11 protein-coding genes are annotated in these 15,492 nt (G+C 61.9%); 10 read left to right on the top strand and 1 reads right to left on the bottom strand.

Annotated elements, in window-relative coordinates; genetic code table 11:
• Positions 1–535 precede the first annotated feature (535 nt).
• The gene (locus AC26AR_RS06365) at positions 536–2,227 is read left to right on the top strand and encodes a sodium:solute symporter family protein (RefSeq protein ID WP_175090550.1); all 1,692 of its coding nucleotides are present in this window, start codon (positions 536–538) and stop codon (positions 2,225–2,227) included.
• 53 nt (positions 2,228–2,280) lie between these two features.
• Positions 2,281–2,409, top strand: coding sequence for a putative transporter small subunit (locus AC26AR_RS06360; RefSeq protein ID WP_284727478.1), 129 nt, complete (start codon positions 2,281–2,283; stop codon positions 2,407–2,409).
• Positions 2,410–2,673: 264 nt separating this feature from the next.
• Here the strand turns inward: AC26AR_RS06360 and AC26AR_RS06355 are convergent, their stop codons facing one another.
• The gene (locus tag AC26AR_RS06355) at positions 2,674–4,215 is read right to left on the bottom strand and encodes a carbohydrate porin (protein WP_286173705.1); all 1,542 of its coding nucleotides are present in this window, start codon (positions 4,213–4,215) and stop codon (positions 2,674–2,676) included.
• Between the two features lie 375 nt (positions 4,216–4,590).
• On the opposite strand from AC26AR_RS06355, the gene AC26AR_RS06350 reads away from it, so the two are divergent.
• The 8 genes from AC26AR_RS06350 (at position 4,591) to AC26AR_RS06315 (ending at position 15,426) form a co-directional block, all read left to right on the top strand.
• Positions 4,591–5,859 (top strand): ABC transporter substrate-binding protein, encoded by a 1,269-nt coding sequence (locus tag AC26AR_RS06350; protein WP_284727477.1) that lies wholly within the window; start codon positions 4,591–4,593, stop codon positions 5,857–5,859.
• 15 nt (positions 5,860–5,874) lie between these two features.
• Positions 5,875–6,849: a carbohydrate ABC transporter permease gene (locus AC26AR_RS06345; RefSeq protein ID WP_175090552.1), complete on the top strand. Its 975-nt coding sequence runs from the start codon at positions 5,875–5,877 to the stop codon at positions 6,847–6,849.
• Positions 6,850–6,860: 11 nt separating this feature from the next.
• Positions 6,861–7,703, top strand: a complete 843-nt coding sequence (locus AC26AR_RS06340) for a carbohydrate ABC transporter permease (protein WP_084208934.1) — start codon at positions 6,861–6,863, stop codon at positions 7,701–7,703.
• 26 nt (positions 7,704–7,729) lie between these two features.
• Positions 7,730–9,370, top strand: coding sequence for an alpha-glucosidase family protein (locus AC26AR_RS06335; RefSeq protein ID WP_175090568.1), 1,641 nt, complete (start codon positions 7,730–7,732; stop codon positions 9,368–9,370).
• Between the two features lie 45 nt (positions 9,371–9,415).
• Positions 9,416–10,522: an ABC transporter ATP-binding protein gene (locus tag AC26AR_RS06330; protein ID WP_175090554.1), complete on the top strand. Its 1,107-nt coding sequence runs from the start codon at positions 9,416–9,418 to the stop codon at positions 10,520–10,522.
• A gap of 151 nt (positions 10,523–10,673) precedes the next feature.
• Positions 10,674–12,323: an alpha-amylase family glycosyl hydrolase gene (locus AC26AR_RS06325; protein ID WP_284727476.1), complete on the top strand. Its 1,650-nt coding sequence runs from the start codon at positions 10,674–10,676 to the stop codon at positions 12,321–12,323.
• Positions 12,324–12,361: 38 nt separating this feature from the next.
• Entirely contained in the window at positions 12,362–14,029 is a 1,668-nt protein-coding gene (locus AC26AR_RS06320) for an alpha-amylase family glycosyl hydrolase (protein WP_378080033.1), read from the top strand.
• Between the two features lie 125 nt (positions 14,030–14,154).
• A complete protein-coding gene (locus AC26AR_RS06315) occupies positions 14,155–15,426 on the top strand; it encodes an ABC transporter substrate-binding protein (protein ID WP_417286482.1) in 1,272 nt (423 codons plus the stop codon).
• The last annotated feature ends 66 nt before the right edge of the window (positions 15,427–15,492 follow it).

Here is a 15,492-nt window from a genome sequence, read left to right as displayed (position 1 = left end):
ATGTTTTCCATTCTGCTCTGACACGTGTCACGCAACTGAACATCGTCGCCCCCGCTCGTTCAACCATCGTTGACGTGAATGAGAGGCAAGCTTCCCCCGCCAGTGTGTGGACATTGACATGCGAATAATTTATCGTTGCCAGCGAATTTGATAACGAGAGAAAATAAAAAAACACCGTTTCGCCAAGCTTGGGGCTGACCAACAACTCGCATCAGCGCTCTTGCAAGGCTTAACCGATCACAAGGACGCGTATGCGATATCATTATTCCGATGAAGGCAGATGCATGCCACGCCGCCCTCCCCCAAGTTCCCGCCTGACCGGGAAGTGCCACCAACTCCGTCTTCATTGACCGAGATTGCCGATTATTGATGACGCGGCCCATGTGCTGCGCTGGATGCCATTTGCTTGAGCAAATGACGCAGAACTACGTCCACGGCTAAGAACCTTCCCCTCCTTACTCGTCGCTATCGACAACCGTTTGCCCTCGGGCAACTGCGTTGCGTAGCGCCCTGTTTCCCTACCGAGGGCCAGTTCTTGAACAACGAATCGCTATATCAATTCTCTACCCTGACTGTCGTACTGCTGCTGCTTGCCTTCTATGGCGGCACCTACCTGATGACGCTGGGGATCCGCAAGAAAAATGAAGATGCCGATGCCTTCATGGTCTCTAACCATCGCGTTGGCTTCGGCATGGGTGCGGCGAGCATGACGGCTACCTGGATCTGGGCGGCCTCCTTCTATGCTGCCGCTACCTCCGGCTATACCTATGGTGTCTCAGGGCCGATCCACTATGGCCTGTGGGGGGCACTGATGATTCTGTTTATCTATCCCTTCGGCCGCCGCTTCCGCAAGCTGGCGCCCAATGCGCATACACTGGGCGAGCTGATCCATGCGCGCCACGGCTCCTCCAGCCAGCTGATTCTGGCGCTCTCCAACCTGCTGGGTAGTGTGATCAGCCTGATGGTCAACTTCACCGCCGCCGGGGCGCTCGTCTCCGTGCTCTCACCGCTGTCCTTCCAGGCAGGCGTGATCATGGCGGGTGTGGGGGTGCTGTTCTACACCCTGTGGTCCGGCTTCCGCGCCTCGGTACTGACCGACTTCGCGCAACTGGTTGCCCTGATGGCGATCGCCATCGTGATCATTCCAGCGGTGTTCTTCGCCATGGGCGGCCCGACGGAGCTGGTCGCTGGCCTAGATAATCTGACGCCTGAGCAGGCCAACTTCTTCTCGACGGATGCCATCCTGAACCAGGGGGCGCCCTTCTTCGTCGCTGTACTGGCCTATGCGATCGGTAACCAGACCATTTCCCAGCGCCTGTTCGCCGTCAACGAAGACCACATCAAGCCGACCTTCCTCACCGCGACGCTGGGCTATGGCGCCATCGTCATCGGCCTGGGCATGATTGGCCTGATGGCACTGACACTCGGGGTGGAGCCGCTCAACGGCGACATGAACAACCTCATCCCGCAGATGGTGTCCGAGTATCTGCCGCCGTTCTTCATCGCGCTGTTCTTCATTCTGGTGATCGGCTCGCTGTCCTCTACCGCGGATTCCGACCTTTCCGCGCTATCCGCCATCATCATGGCTGATGTCTATGGCAAGAATATCGCCCGCGGCAAGCCAGACCCGAAGCGCATGCTCTTCATCGGCCGCTTGACCATGATCATCGCCACGGTGCTGGGCATCGTCTTCGCCAGCTTCTCACTGGATATCCTGGTGATGCTGGTCTTCGTCGGGGCTCTGTGGGGCGCGATCGTTTTCCCGGTCATCGCCAGCTGCTTCTGGAATCGCGTGACCAACACCGCCTTCACCACGTCGGTCATCGTCGCGATGGTGATGTTCTGCCTGGCACGCTTTGAACTGGTGCCGCTGACGGGCATGAGCGGCCTGTTCTTCGAGCTGCTCGCCAGCATCGGCGGCGGCGTGATCATCGGTCTGATGGTATTCGGCTTCCTGGGGCGCATTCTCGGCATCATCGCTGCTGTCGCCGCCATGATCGCCATGCTGATCTTCGCGACCGACTTCCTGCGTGACTACACCGTTCTGCTCGCCTCACTGACCGCTTACGGCACCAGCACTCTGGTGTGTGTGGTCATGAGCCTCGCCAGCCGCCAGGAGCGCTTCGACTTCGACACCATCACCGCACGTGTCGGCAACTATGACGAAGCACTCGACGCAGACGACCACAAGACTTCAGCGCCCAACCAGCCACAGCCGGCGGCCTGAGCCTCGCATGAAGCTGGATAACGTCTGAAGACGGACAACAGGAGACATGCCCCATGACATTGCTTTTCGCTACCTATGTACTGATATGGCCAGCACTCACCCTGGCGGTATTGACCGTCATCTGTCGCGCGGTCGCACGTGATCGTCGCATCGCACGTGAAGAAAAGCGCGAGCTGGTATGAAGCTCTTGGCGTAATGTGACGCCATGAACGCAAAAGCCCGCCTCTGGAATGTCCAGAGGCGGGCTTTTTTACAGCTTACCGAAGAATAGCCTATCTATCACACCTGCTCGACGATCCACTCATGCGCGGGGTCATTCTTGAACTTCCAGACCCGCTTGGGGCCGGCACTGTCGTTGAGACCACGCTGGCCATCAGAAAATCGAGCACATTTCCACGGGCAAGATCGAAACACTGGCAGGCGATGACGGTCTTAGCACCCTGCTCCTAGAACCATACCTCGCTCTGGACACCGAAGGCCCATTCGCCTCCCGTAAAGCCTGCACTCCCGAGGGCATCGTCTTCGGAGTAATCATTGAGCTCTTCATCCCAGTCACTCCAGGACGCGAACAAGCGAATTTCCGGACGCTTCCAGAAGCCACCGACTTCAGGCTTGAAGGTCGGTGCAATGGTGAACTTGCGATACCCGCCTTCCACGGCATTGCCTGTCGAGCCGGGGTCCAGGTCCATCCATTGATAGCTCAGCTCGTACTGCATCTCGAAATTCGTCGTCAGCTCATTGGCCAGACGCGCATTGAAGGTCGCCCAGGAATACTCATCTCCGTCGTCGTAGCGATCTTTGCTCACCTCTGCCAGAACGGCTGGTGCGAAGCGCCACTTGGGTGCGAGATAGGTCGTGCCGTAAAGCCCCAGACGAGTAGAAGTGGCGTCATCCGTCAGGTTCCCGTCAGCCCCGATGACCTTGGTCTCCGCGCCGAGCCCGCGACCATGCAGCACGGCGGCCTTGAAGCTGCCATCGGCGAGGCCAAAGAAGCTGTCGCCATGGTAGGCCAGCATGGTGTGGAAGCCGGAATCGGCCGCTTCGGCCCCCGTGTCCATGGCGCGCTCTTCATTGTCTGCCGCCGACAGGGCACTGACCATCCACTGCCAGTGGCCGACATAGTTATTCATGGTGAACGTCAGGTTGTCGGTATTGCCGCCAGTATCGGAGTCCTCTGTCGGGTATTCACTGTAACTGCGCCCGTAGACCGAGAAGTTGGCTTTCCAGTCATCGGCAAGCTGGACGTCGTAGATACCTGCGCCGGTCCCGGCGAGGAAGATGAAATCGCTGTCTAGCCAGTGGATATCGAAGTTGTCCCGATCGAAGCGCTTGCCCGCCCAGATGGAGGAGTTCTCGAAGGCGCCGGTAAAGCTCGGCAGATCGCTCAACTCCACGAAGACCTGTCGTACGTTCAGACTGGACTCGTCCGAGGTCCAGTCGTTACTGGTCTCTACTCCGTCGGCAATCATGGTGCGGTAAAGCGCCTTCGTCCCGTTGTCGTAGCGGGTCTTGTAGTTGAATACCGACTCGACGTAGGTGTCGGGCTCGTTCCCCAGCCGCCCGACCGCCCCGCCCACCGAGCCCGCCGGCGTGAGATAGGGGCCGCCTTCGATGCTCTTGCCTCCTTCGCCGATCAATAGCCCAGAGCGAGCATAGGCATTGAAGGAGAAACCTTCTTCGCCACTGGCCTGGCGCTCGACGGCCGCCAGACGCTCTTCGAGGTCCTCGGTCTGCGCGGTCACGCGCGCGGGTTGATCAGCCTCATTCGACTGGCGCTGAACGGCCATCGCGCGCTCTGCCTCGGCGGCGCGACGCTCAGCCGCTCTGGCCCGTTGTTCGGCGTCATCGATACGCTGTTCCAGCTCTGCGAGCCGCGCCTCGATATCGCCTGTCCCGTCGGCATTGGCGAGTCCACTGGTGCTCATGACCGCTATGGCAACGGCCATGACAAGTGGGGTCTTGAGCGGGTGCTGAGGGGGAGTTGTCATGTTGAAGAGAGCCTTTGTTGTTGTTGACGAATCACTCGCTTGGCGATGATCAGCGAAGTGGCGCCCGAATCATTGGCGTTGGAGGGGTTGCCACACTCACTTAATCGTTTAAGACCCTAGTGGCAATCCGGCGCTCCAGACACACGACTTATGTCGAAATTCGACCAAAGGGGAGCGATCACCGCGTAAAACTCCCATTTCTGGCGACATATCGGTGACAGCAAGACCAAAGTTCAGGTTGCGGATATCGACGCCAATCGTTTGACTGTGACTACGCCTTAATCGATTAAGAAGCCACCATCGGACGACGTTGTGACTCTCCCCCACCCAGTCGTCCGATGCGGGTCAAACAACAACAAGTGACGAGGATCCACCATGCAACGCAAGACGCTAATCGCCTCAAGCTTCGCCCTGCTGGGAGCGGCCACCACCGCCCCTGCGATGGGCGCGGACCTGACCATCTCCTGCGGTGCGGTCGGGGCCGAACTGGAACTCTGTGAACAGGGCGTCGCTGCCTGGGAAGACAAGACCGGCCATGAGGTCGATATCGTCTCCACGCCCAATTCCTCGACGGAACGCCTCTCGCTCTACCAGCAGATTCTGTCAGCGCAGTCCGGTGACATCGACGTCTTGCAGATCGATGTGGTCTGGCCGGGCCTGCTCGGCAATCACCTGCTTGATCTGCACCAGACGCTCGGCGAAAAGGCATCGCAGGGCCACTTCAAGACCATCATCGACAACAACACGGTCGATGGCCGCCTGGTGGCCATGCCCTGGTTCACGGATGCCGGGGTGCTCTACTACCGCAAGGACCTGCTGGAGAAATACGGGTTCGCACCTCCCGAGACATGGCAGGAGCTGACAGAGACTGCCACGCAGATCCAGGCAAAGGAACGCGAGGCCGGCAGCGAGAAGATGTGGGGTTACGTCTTCCAGGGGCGTGCCTATGAGGGCCTGACCTGCAATGCGCTGGAATGGGTCGCCAGCAACGACGGTGGCGCCATTGTCGATGCCGATGGCGAGATCACCGTCGACAACCCCAATACGGCCTCCGCTCTCGACCTGGCCGCCAGCTGGATCGGCGAGATCACCCCGCAGGGGGCGCTCAATTATTCCGAGGAAGAAGCCCGCGGTATCTTCCAGTCCGGCAACGCCGTCTTCATGCGCAACTGGCCCTACGCCTGGTCGCTGACCCAGAGCGATGACAGCAAGGTGGCTGGCAAGGTCGGAGTGGTCAAGCTGCCCCACGGCGCCGAGGGAGAAAGCGCGGCGGCGCTGGGCGGCTGGAACCTGGCGGTCTCGAAGTACAGCGAGAACCCCGAGCTCGCCTCGCAGCTGGTGGCCTTCCTCACCGGTGAGTCCGAGCAGAAACGCCGGGCCATCCAGGCCGCCTACAACCCGACCCTCACGGCGCTGTATCAGGACGAAGAGGTGCTCACCGCCGTGCCCTTCTTCGGCACGCTCTACGACACCTTCACCAATGCCGTGGCACGTCCGTCTGCCGTCACCGGTGACAACTACGGCCAGGTCAGTAACGCCTTCTTCAATGCGACCCACAGTGTGCTGAGCGGCGAGCAGAGCGGCGCCCAGGCCGTGGCTCAGCTGAAGGGCGAGCTGGCTCGCATCAAACGTCGTCGCTGGTAACCCGGGAGGTTTCGCATGACAACCACGCTCAATGAGTCAGTGCCGACGGACACGCCCTCGGCCCGGACCCGCAAACGCGGCACCAAGGTCAGACGCCAGCGGGTACGTGCGGCCTGGACCTATCTCGCGCCGATGCTGGTCGCGCTGGCCCTGGTGGCCGGCTGGCCACTGCTGAGAACCTTCTACCTCAGCCTGACCGATGCCTCGCTCTCGGACACGACCGGCGCCGCCTTCATCGGCTTTGAAAACTATCTCGTGAAGGACGACGGCGTCTGGTACGGCCTGCTGGCTGACCCGGTGTGGTGGAATTCCGTCTGGAACACCGTCTATTTCAGCGTCATCTCGGTGTCGTTGGAAGTCGTCTTCGGCATCATCGTGGCCCTGCTGCTCAACGCCGAATTCAAGGGGCGCATGCTGGTCCGCGCCGCGGTGCTCATCCCCTGGGCCATCCCGACCATCGTCTCCGCCAAGATGTGGGCCTGGATGCTCAATGACCAGTTCGGGATCATCAACCACCTGCTGATGGGGCTGGGGCTGATTGATGCGCCCCTGGCCTGGACGGCGGATGCCGATCTGTCGATGTGGGCCGTGATCATGGTCGATGTCTGGAAGACCATCCCCTTCGTGGCACTACTGGTACTCGCCGCGCTGCAGATGCTGCCCAAGGACTGCTATGAGGCCGCCGAGGTCGATGGCATCCACCCGGTGAAGGTGTTCTTCCGTGTCACCCTGCCATTGATCACCCCGGCCCTGCTGGTCGCTGTGATCTTCCGCCTTCTCGATGCACTGCGCGTCTTCGATGTCATCTATGTGCTGACCTCCAACTCGTCGAGCACCATGACCATGTCCATCTACGCCCGCCAGCAACTGGTGGAGTTCCAGGACGTGGGCTACGGCAGTGCCGCCTCCACGATGCTGTTCCTGATCATCGCGCTGGCCGTCGTGGTCTACCTCTACCTTGGCCGCCGCCAACTGGGAGTGGAGAAATGAATCAGACTCCGATGAACCGCTACCAGCTGACCCGACTCGCCAAGCATGTCGGCAAATGGGCCTTGATCGCCATCATCATCGTCTACGCCGTGTTCCCCTTCTATTACGCGGTGATCACCTCACTGAAACCGTCCAGTGAGCTGTTCGAGGTCAACTACTGGCTGACCTCTCTGGACTTCAGCAACTATGCCCAGATCTTTGCGCAGAAGAGCTTCCTACAGGCGATCGGCAACTCGATCCTGATCGCCTTGAGCGTCGTGTTGATCGCGCTGCTGCTGGGCATCACCGCCTCCTATGCGTTGGGGCGCGTGCGCTTTCGCGGCCGCTCCACCGTGATGCTGATCATCCTCGGGGTCTCGATGTTCCCTCAGGTCGCGGTGCTCTCCGGGCTGTTCGAGGTGATTCGCAGCCTGAATCTCTACAACAACCCCGGTGGCCTGATTCTCAGTTACACCATCTTCACGCTGCCCTTCACCGTCTGGGTACTGACGACCTTCATGCGTCAGCTGCCCATGGAACTGGAAGAGGCCGCGATCATGGACGGCGCCACACCGTGGGAGACCATCACCAAGGTCTTCCTGCCCCTGATGTGGCCGGCCATGGCCACCACCGGGTTGCTCGCCTTCATCGCGGCCTGGAACGAGTTCCTGTTCGCCTTGACCTTCACGCTGACCGACAGCGAACGCACCGTGCCGGTCGCCATCGCCCTGATCTCCGGCGGCAGCCAGCATGAGCTCCCCTGGGGCCCCATCATGGCCGCCTCCGTCACCGTCACCATACCGCTGGTCATCCTGGTGATGATCTTCCAGCGCCGCATCGTATCCGGCCTGACCGCCGGCGCCGTCAAAGGATAATTTTCATGTCATTGCTCGAAGCCCAAATGCAGACCTCCTCCAACTGGTGGCGCGGTGGCGTCATCTACCAGATCTACCCGCGCAGCTTCCTGGACAGCAACGGCGACGGGATCGGCGATCTGCCGGGCATCACCGCCAGACTCGATTACGTGGCCTCCCTGGGCGTGGATGGCATCTGGCTGTCGCCCTTCTTCACCTCTCCGATGCTCGACTTCGGGTATGACATCAGCGATTACCGTGATGTCGACCCGATGTTCGGCACCCTGGAGGACTTCAAGGCCCTGCTGGAGCGCGCTCACTCGCTCAATCTCAAGGTCATGATCGACCAGGTGATCAGCCACACCTCCGACCAGCACCCCTGGTTCCAGCAAAGCCGTCAGGACCGCACGAATGACAAGGCCGACTGGTTTGTGTGGGCAGACCCCAAGCCCGATGGCACGCCGCCCAACAACTGGCTGTCGATCTTCGGCGGCTCGGCCTGGACCTTCGATTCGCGCCGCCAGCAGTATTACCTGCATAACTTCCTGACCAGCCAGCCCGACGTGAACTTCCATCACCCGGAGGCCCGTCAGGCTCAGCTCGACAACATGCGCTTCTGGCTGGAACTCGGCGTCGATGGCTTCCGACTGGATACCGTCAACTTCTACTTCCACGATCAGGCTCTGCGCGACAATCCGCCAGTGCCAGCAGGCGAAGCCAAGACACTGGGCGCGCCGGATTCCAACCCCTATACCTGGCAGCGCCACGTCTATGACTTGAGCCGCCCGGAAAATCTCGACTTCCTGAGAGACCTACGTGCCCTGATGGATGAATACCCCGGCACCACCACGGTCGGTGAAATCGGTGACGACAAGCCGCTGGAGCGCATGGCGGAATACACCGCTGGGGGCGACAAGCTGCACATGGCCTACGGATTCGATCTGCTCAATGCGCCGCATTCCGCAGGCTATATCCGAGAAGTCATCGAGCGCTTCCAGCGCCTGGCCGGTGATGCCTGGCCATGCTGGGCCCTGTCAAACCACGACGTGGTGCGCAGCGCCACCCGTTGGGGGGCCCACGAAGACCCGGTGTCCTACCCCAAGGTCGCCTTGGCCATGGTGTTGTCACTGCGCGGCAGCGTCTGCCTCTACCAGGGTGAGGAGCTGGGCCTGCCAGAAGCCGAGGTGCCCTTCGAGCGTATTCAGGACCCTTACGGCAAGGTGCTGTGGCCGGAGTTCAAGGGCCGTGATGGCTGCCGGACCCCCATGCCCTGGCGTCAAGCGGCGCAAGGGGACTTCTCAAGTGTCGAGCCTTGGCTACCGGTCGATGAGCGCCACCTGCCACTGGCCGTGGCCAACCAGGAAGACGACGCTAACTCTGTGCTTCATGCCACGCGGATTCTGCTGAACTTCCGCCGTCAGCATCCGGTCTTGCGTGAGGGGGACATTCAACTGGTCGACGTGGGGGACGAGCTTCTGGGCTTCCTGCGTGAGCATGACGGTCAGCGCATGCTGTGCCTGTTCAATCTCACAGGCACTGAACTAAGTACCGCGCTGCCGCAAGCCTACGCAGGCGGCGCGCGTCTTCTCAAGGGCACGGGTTTCACTGCCGAACTGGATGAGGCTCAGCCCCAGACAGCGCGCCTGGTACTGCCGCCCTATCAGGCTGCCTTCCTGGCACTCGACTAACCTTCTTTCGAAAGCCGGTGCCGAGCACCGGCTGGGAGTCGCAAGATGACAAGCGTAACCCTCTCCAAGATCAACAAGACCTTCGGCAGCACGCACATTATCAAGGACCTGGACCTGAAGATCGGCAGCGGAGAATTCGTGGTCTTCGTCGGGCCGTCAGGCTGTGGCAAGTCGACCTTACTGCGCCTGATCGCCGGGCTGGAATCGATCACCGAGGGTGAGATGCATATCGCCAACGATCTGGTCAATGACCTCCCCCCGCGTGAGCGCGGCGTGGGCATGGTCTTCCAGTCCTATGCCCTCTACCCGCACATGACGGTGTACGAGAACATGGCCTTCGGCCTCAAGCTTGCCAAGACCGACAAGGAAAGCGTCGAACAACGCGTGATGGAGACGGCGCGCATCCTTCAGCTCGAGGAGTTGCTGCACCGCAAGCCCAAGGCGCTTTCCGGCGGCCAGCGACAGCGCGTCGCCATGGGGCGCGCCATGGCGCGTGAGCCGAAGATCCTGTTGTTCGATGAGCCGCTCTCCAACCTGGATGCCTCACTGCGGGTGCAGATGCGCAATGAGATCGCCCGCCTGCACCACCGCCTGGGCTCCACCATGGTCTACGTCACCCACGACCAGGTCGAAGCCATGACCCTGGCCGACAAGATCGTGGTACTGCGTGATGGCCGTATCGAACAGGTCGGCAGTCCCCAGACACTTTATCAGGCACCGGCGACCCGCTTCGTGGCCGGCTTCATCGGCTCCCCGACCATGAACTTCCTGCCGGCGGAGCTATTGAGCAGCGATGCCAATAACTGTCGCATCACGACGGCCGGGATCGGCGAGCTAGGCCTGCCTCGCGATGCCGGTAGCGAGCGCGTTGGTAGCCGTCTGATGCTGGGGGTTCGTCCCGAACACCTCTGCCTGGAAGAGGCCCGTGGCGACAACGCCTTCGAGATCGTCAACGTCGAGTACCTGGGCAACGAAGTCTATGTCTATCTGGATCCGAAAGTCGGCGACAGCCTGCTGATCCACCGCAGTGAAGCCCCCAGTCAGTGGAAGATCGGCCAACGCGTCGCGCTGGTGCCGGACCTGGAGCACGTGCATCTCTTCGACAGCCAGGATCGCGCGCTGAGCCTGACCCAGCAACGCCAGGCAGCCTGACGTTCAGGGCCTGTTCTGCAGGGCTTTTTCTCGAGGGCCTGAGCGTCAGGAGCGAGTATCCAGCGCCTGCTCACGGCGCCTCAGGCCAACCGCTTCATTCTCCGCAAGGACCGCACGGGCGGGAGCCATGGCTCCCGCCCAGGAGACTCGCATGTCCACGATTCGAGACACCCAGGTGTCGGCCCACGATTGGTGGCGCGGCGCCGTCATCTATCAGATCTACCCGCGCAGCTTTCAGGACAGCAATGGCGATGGCATCGGTGATCTGCCGGGCATCCTCGAGCGCCTGGATTACATCGCCTCGCTGAATGTCGATGCGATCTGGCTATCCCCCTTCTTTACCTCGCCCATGAAGGACTTCGGCTATGACATCAGCGACTATCGCGATGTCGACCCGATGTTCGGCACCCTGGAGGACTTCGACCGTCTGGTCGAGGCAGCGCATGCGCGCGGCCTGAAAGTCATCATCGATCAGGTGCTCTCACACACCTCCGACGCCCACCCGTGGTTCGAGGAAAGCCGCCAGAGCCGCGATAACCCGCGCGCCGACTGGTATGTCTGGGCAGACCCCAGACCCGATGGCGCACCGCCCACCAACTGGCAATCGATCTTCGGGGGCTCCGCGTGGCAATGGGACACTCGCCGCTGCCAGTACTACCTGCACAACTTCCTGATCGAGCAGCCGGACCTCAACTTCCATCACCCCGAGGTCGTGACGGCCATTCTTGAAGAAGTGCGATTCTGGCTGGAGCGGGGGGTGGATGGTTTCCGCCTGGACGCCATCAACTTCTGCACACATGGTGAGCTAAAGGATAACCCGCCGCGGCGTGAGATCGCCGAGGGCTTCATTGGCGTGCGCCCGGACAACCCCTACGGCTATCAACAACATCTTCACGACAAGACCCAACCCGAGAACCTCGCCGTTCTCGAACGGCTGCGGAGTCTGCTCGATGAATACCCCGGCACCACCAGCGTTGGCGAGGTCGGCGACGATGACTCCTTGCGCGTCATGGCCGAGTACACCCGGGGCGACCAGCGGCTGCACATGGCCTATTCCTTCGATCTGCTGACCGAGAACGCCTCACCCGGCCACCTCCTGGCGACCCTACAGACGATGGAAGCGCAGATCGGGGACGGCTGGCCGTGCTGGGCGCTGGGAAATCACGATGTCACACGTCTGGCAACGCGCTGGGACGCCGAAGCCTCGCCGGCGCGCCTGCGCCTCTATCTCGCCTTCCTGCTGACCCAGCGCGGCAGCGTCTGTCTGTATCAGGGCGAAGAACTGGGGCTGAGTGAAGCCCAGCTACGCCATGACCAGTTGGTGGACCCCGCCGGCATCACCTTCTGGCCACGCTACAAGGGACGCGACGGCTGCCGGACGCCCATGCCGTGGCAGGCCGGTGAGTCACATGCGGGCTTCTCTCGCGTGTCTCCCTGGTTGCCGGTTCCCGACTTCCATCATGCCTTGGCCGTCGACCATCAGGAACACGACCCGGCATCGCTGTTGAATGCCAGCCGGGAGCTGCTCGCCTTCCGCCGCCGTCACCCCGCCCTCAGCCGAGGAGAGATCCACTTCCACTCGCTGCATGAGGAAGTCATCTGCTTCACGCGTCTCTCAGGCGGCGAGTCGTTGCTGATCGCGCTCAACTTCTCTGCTCAGGCCCTGACTCTGGAGACCGCCTGGCGAGCGGAAGCCCTCGAGGATGCCCCCGGCATGATCAATGGTCACTGGCAGGCAGGTCGCCTGACGCTGCCGCCCCACGGCGTTGCCATCGCGCGCTGTGTTGGCGAGGCGCACTGAATCTCCCGCTTGCCGATCACGCGACTCACAAGGAGGTCATGATGACCCTGTCTCAACTCGATCCTCACGCACGCCTCGACTGGTGGCGTGGTGCCACGATCTATCAGATCTACCCCCGCAGTTTCATGGATGCCAACGGCGACGGCATCGGCGACCTGGCCGGCATCATCGAGCGCCTGCCCCATGTGGCCAGCCTCGGCGTGGATGCCATCTGGCTGTCCCCCTTCTTCACCTCGCCGATGAAGGATTTCGGCTATGACGTCGCGGACTATCGGGATGTCGACCCGATGTTCGGCCACCTGGAGGATTTCAAGCACCTGGTCTCGCAAGCCCACCAGCTGGGGTTGCGCGTGATCATCGACCAGGTGCTGTCTCACAGCTCCGATCAACACGTCTGGTTCCAGCAAAGCCGTCAGGACCGCCACAACGCCAAGGCCGACTGGTATGTCTGGGCCGACCCGCTCCCGGATGGCATCCCGCCCAACAACTGGATGGCAGCCTTCAGTGGTCGCGCCTGGAGCTTCGATGCCAAGCGTCGCCAGTACTATCTGCACAACTTCCTGGCCAGTCAGCCGGATCTGAATTTCCATCATCCCGAGGTGCGCCAGGCGCAGCTGGACAACCTGCGCTTCTGGCTGGATCTGGGGGTGGACGGCTTCCGCTTCGACGTCGTCAATTACTACTTCCATGACCGCGCCTTGACCGACAACCCGGCGATGGCGCGCGAAGGCGTCAACCCGGGCAACCCGCAGAGCTATCAGCGGATGCAGCACAATATCGAGCAACCGGAGAATCTGGCGTATCTGGAGCGCATCCGCGACCTGCTCGATGAGTACCCGGGCACCACCAGTGTCGGCGAGATCGCCGGCAATGACCCTCTCCCGACCATGGCTGCCTATACCGCCGGCCAACGCCGCCTGCACATGGCCTACACCTTTGACCTGCTCAACAGTGATGGCGATGCCCGCGCGCTTTACGACGTGCTGACGCGCTTTGCCGAGCAAGGCGAAGACACCTGGCCTTGCTGGGCCCTGTCCAATCATGACGTGGAACGCAGTGCGACCAGCTGGGGAGAATCGCGCGCCCTGCTCGCCCTGACGGTGTTGTGTTCGCTGCGTGGCAGCCTGTGCCTCTATCAGGGAGAAGAACTGGGGCTTCCCGAAGCGGAGCTGGCCTTCGAGGACCTGCAGGACCCCTTCGGCATCAACCTGTGGCCCGAGATCAAGGGCCGCGATGGCTGTCGCACGCCGATGGTCTGGGATGACAGCCTGAACGGTGGGTTCAGCCGCTGCGCGACGAAGTCCGGCGTTGAGGCCACGCCCTGGTTACCGGTCTCCCCACGCCAGTTGCCATTGTCGGTGGCGCAGCAGGAAAACCGTGATGACAGCTTCCTGTCGCGAGCACGTCGCCTGCTGCGCTATCGCGGGACCAGCCAGGTGCTGCGCGAGGGTGATCAGACCCTGATTGCCCCCGAGCGGCTCCCGGACAACGTCTTCGCCAGCGTGCGCCAGCATGGAGCGAAACGCCTGCTGTGTCTGGCACACCTCGGGACAGGCGATACGCCGAGCGTGATCGACCCGAGTCAACTGGCGCCAGATATCACCACCTGGACCACCCTCGAGATCGCCGGTGTCACGGCGACACACGCCTCTCACCATCCCCTGTCGCTGATGCCAGGCAGCGCCATGTGGCTCGCCCTCAACTGACGCCTGGCAGATTCGATGCTTCACGGGATGCTCGGTGGATGACGGTCATCCCGGACGCCGCAACAACAATCACAATGATGGAGTCGCACGCCATGCCTTCTGTTATCAGCACCCCACGCCAACGGATGCTCACGACCCTCAAGGGTAGCGCCGGTGCCCTGTTGTTGAGCGGGGCCTCATTGACGGCACCCCTCGCACTGGCCACCGAGGTCACGATTGCCTGTGGCCCTGGCGGAGATTCCGACATGTGCCCGGAGCTCGCCCAGCAATGGGCTGAGCAATCCGGCAATCGTGTCAATGTGATCTCCACTCCCAACGACACCACCGAGAAGCTCTCGCTGTATCAGCAGCTGCTGAGCAGCGGCTCCAGTGACATCGACGTGCTGATCGTCGACATGGCGTGGCCAGGGCTGCTCGACGATCACCTGGTCGACCTTTCCCGCTATCTGCCCGACGACGCCACCGAGGGCTTCTTCCCCGCGCTGGTCGACAACGGCACCGTAGCGGGACGTCTGGTGGCCATGCCCTGGTACACCGACGCAGGCGTGCTCTATTACCGCAAGGACCTGCTGGAAAAATACGACCAGCAGGTGCCGGAGACCTGGCAGCAACTCACCGAGACGGCGCGCACGATCCAGGCGGCGGAACGTGACGCCGGCAATGCCGATTTCTGGGGATACAGCTTCCAGGGACGCGCCTACGAGGGGCTGACCTGCAACGCACTCGAGTGGGTCGCGAGTCAGGGCGGCGGCACCCTGGTGGATGATGCCGGTGAGGTCACCATCGACAACTCGCACGCCGCGCAGGCACTCGACCTTGCCGCCTCCTGGATCGGCAGCATCGCCCCGGAAGGAGCGCTGAATCATACCGAGGAGGAGTCACGCGGGCTGTTCCAGTCGGGCAATGCGCTGTTCCTGCGCAACTGGCCCTATGTCTGGAAGCTCAGCCAGGCCGAGGGCAGTCCGGTGGCCGGCAAGGTCGGCATGGCGCCCCTCCCCCATGGCTCACAGGGCGAATCCCGCGCGACCCTGGGCGGCTGGAATCTTGCAGTATCACGCTACTCGGAGCACCCGCAGGCCGCAGCGGAGCTGGTCGCCTATATCACCGCTGCCCCGCAGCAGAAGGCCCATGCCATGAAGATGGGACGCAACCCCACCATCGAACACCTCTATCAGGATGACGAGGTGCTGGCGAGCAATCCCTCGATGGGTGAGCTCTATGAAGCGCTCCGGACCGGCGTCGCGCGTCCGGCCTCGGTGACGGGCGACGCCTACGCTCGCGTCTCCAATGCCTTCTTCAACCGCACCCACCGTGTGCTTTCCGGCGAGGAGACGGGCACCCAGGCGGTGGAAGCGCTAGGCAAGGAGCTTGAGCGCATCGGCCGCCGGGGCTGGTAACACCACCGTCCCCCGCTCCGCCCAGACAACCCACTCTGACCGCACGCTGGAAGGCCTCTCTCATCC

The sequence above is a fragment of the Cobetia sp. PS-4MA genome, from assembly GCF_057670765.1.
Note: the sequence above shows the minus strand (reverse complement) of the source record. Positions and strands in the feature narration are given on the sequence as shown.

Coding starts and splice junctions, on each gene's coding strand:
- AC26AR_RS06360 (WP_284727478.1), top strand. CDS start 2,281: ATGACATTGCTTTTCGCTACCTATGTACTGATATGGCCAGCACTCACC.
- AC26AR_RS06355 (WP_286173705.1), bottom strand. CDS start 4,215: ATGACAACTCCCCCTCAGCACCCGCTCAAGACCCCACTTGTCATGGCC.
- AC26AR_RS06350 (WP_284727477.1), top strand. CDS start 4,591: ATGCAACGCAAGACGCTAATCGCCTCAAGCTTCGCCCTGCTGGGAGCG.
- AC26AR_RS06345 (WP_175090552.1), top strand. CDS start 5,875: ATGACAACCACGCTCAATGAGTCAGTGCCGACGGACACGCCCTCGGCC.
- AC26AR_RS06340 (WP_084208934.1), top strand. CDS start 6,861: ATGAACCGCTACCAGCTGACCCGACTCGCCAAGCATGTCGGCAAATGG.
- AC26AR_RS06335 (WP_175090568.1), top strand. CDS start 7,730: ATGCAGACCTCCTCCAACTGGTGGCGCGGTGGCGTCATCTACCAGATC.
- AC26AR_RS06330 (WP_175090554.1), top strand. CDS start 9,416: ATGACAAGCGTAACCCTCTCCAAGATCAACAAGACCTTCGGCAGCACG.
- AC26AR_RS06325 (WP_284727476.1), top strand. CDS start 10,674: ATGTCCACGATTCGAGACACCCAGGTGTCGGCCCACGATTGGTGGCGC.
- AC26AR_RS06320 (WP_378080033.1), top strand. CDS start 12,362: ATGATGACCCTGTCTCAACTCGATCCTCACGCACGCCTCGACTGGTGG.
- AC26AR_RS06315 (WP_417286482.1), top strand. CDS start 14,155: ATGCTCACGACCCTCAAGGGTAGCGCCGGTGCCCTGTTGTTGAGCGGG.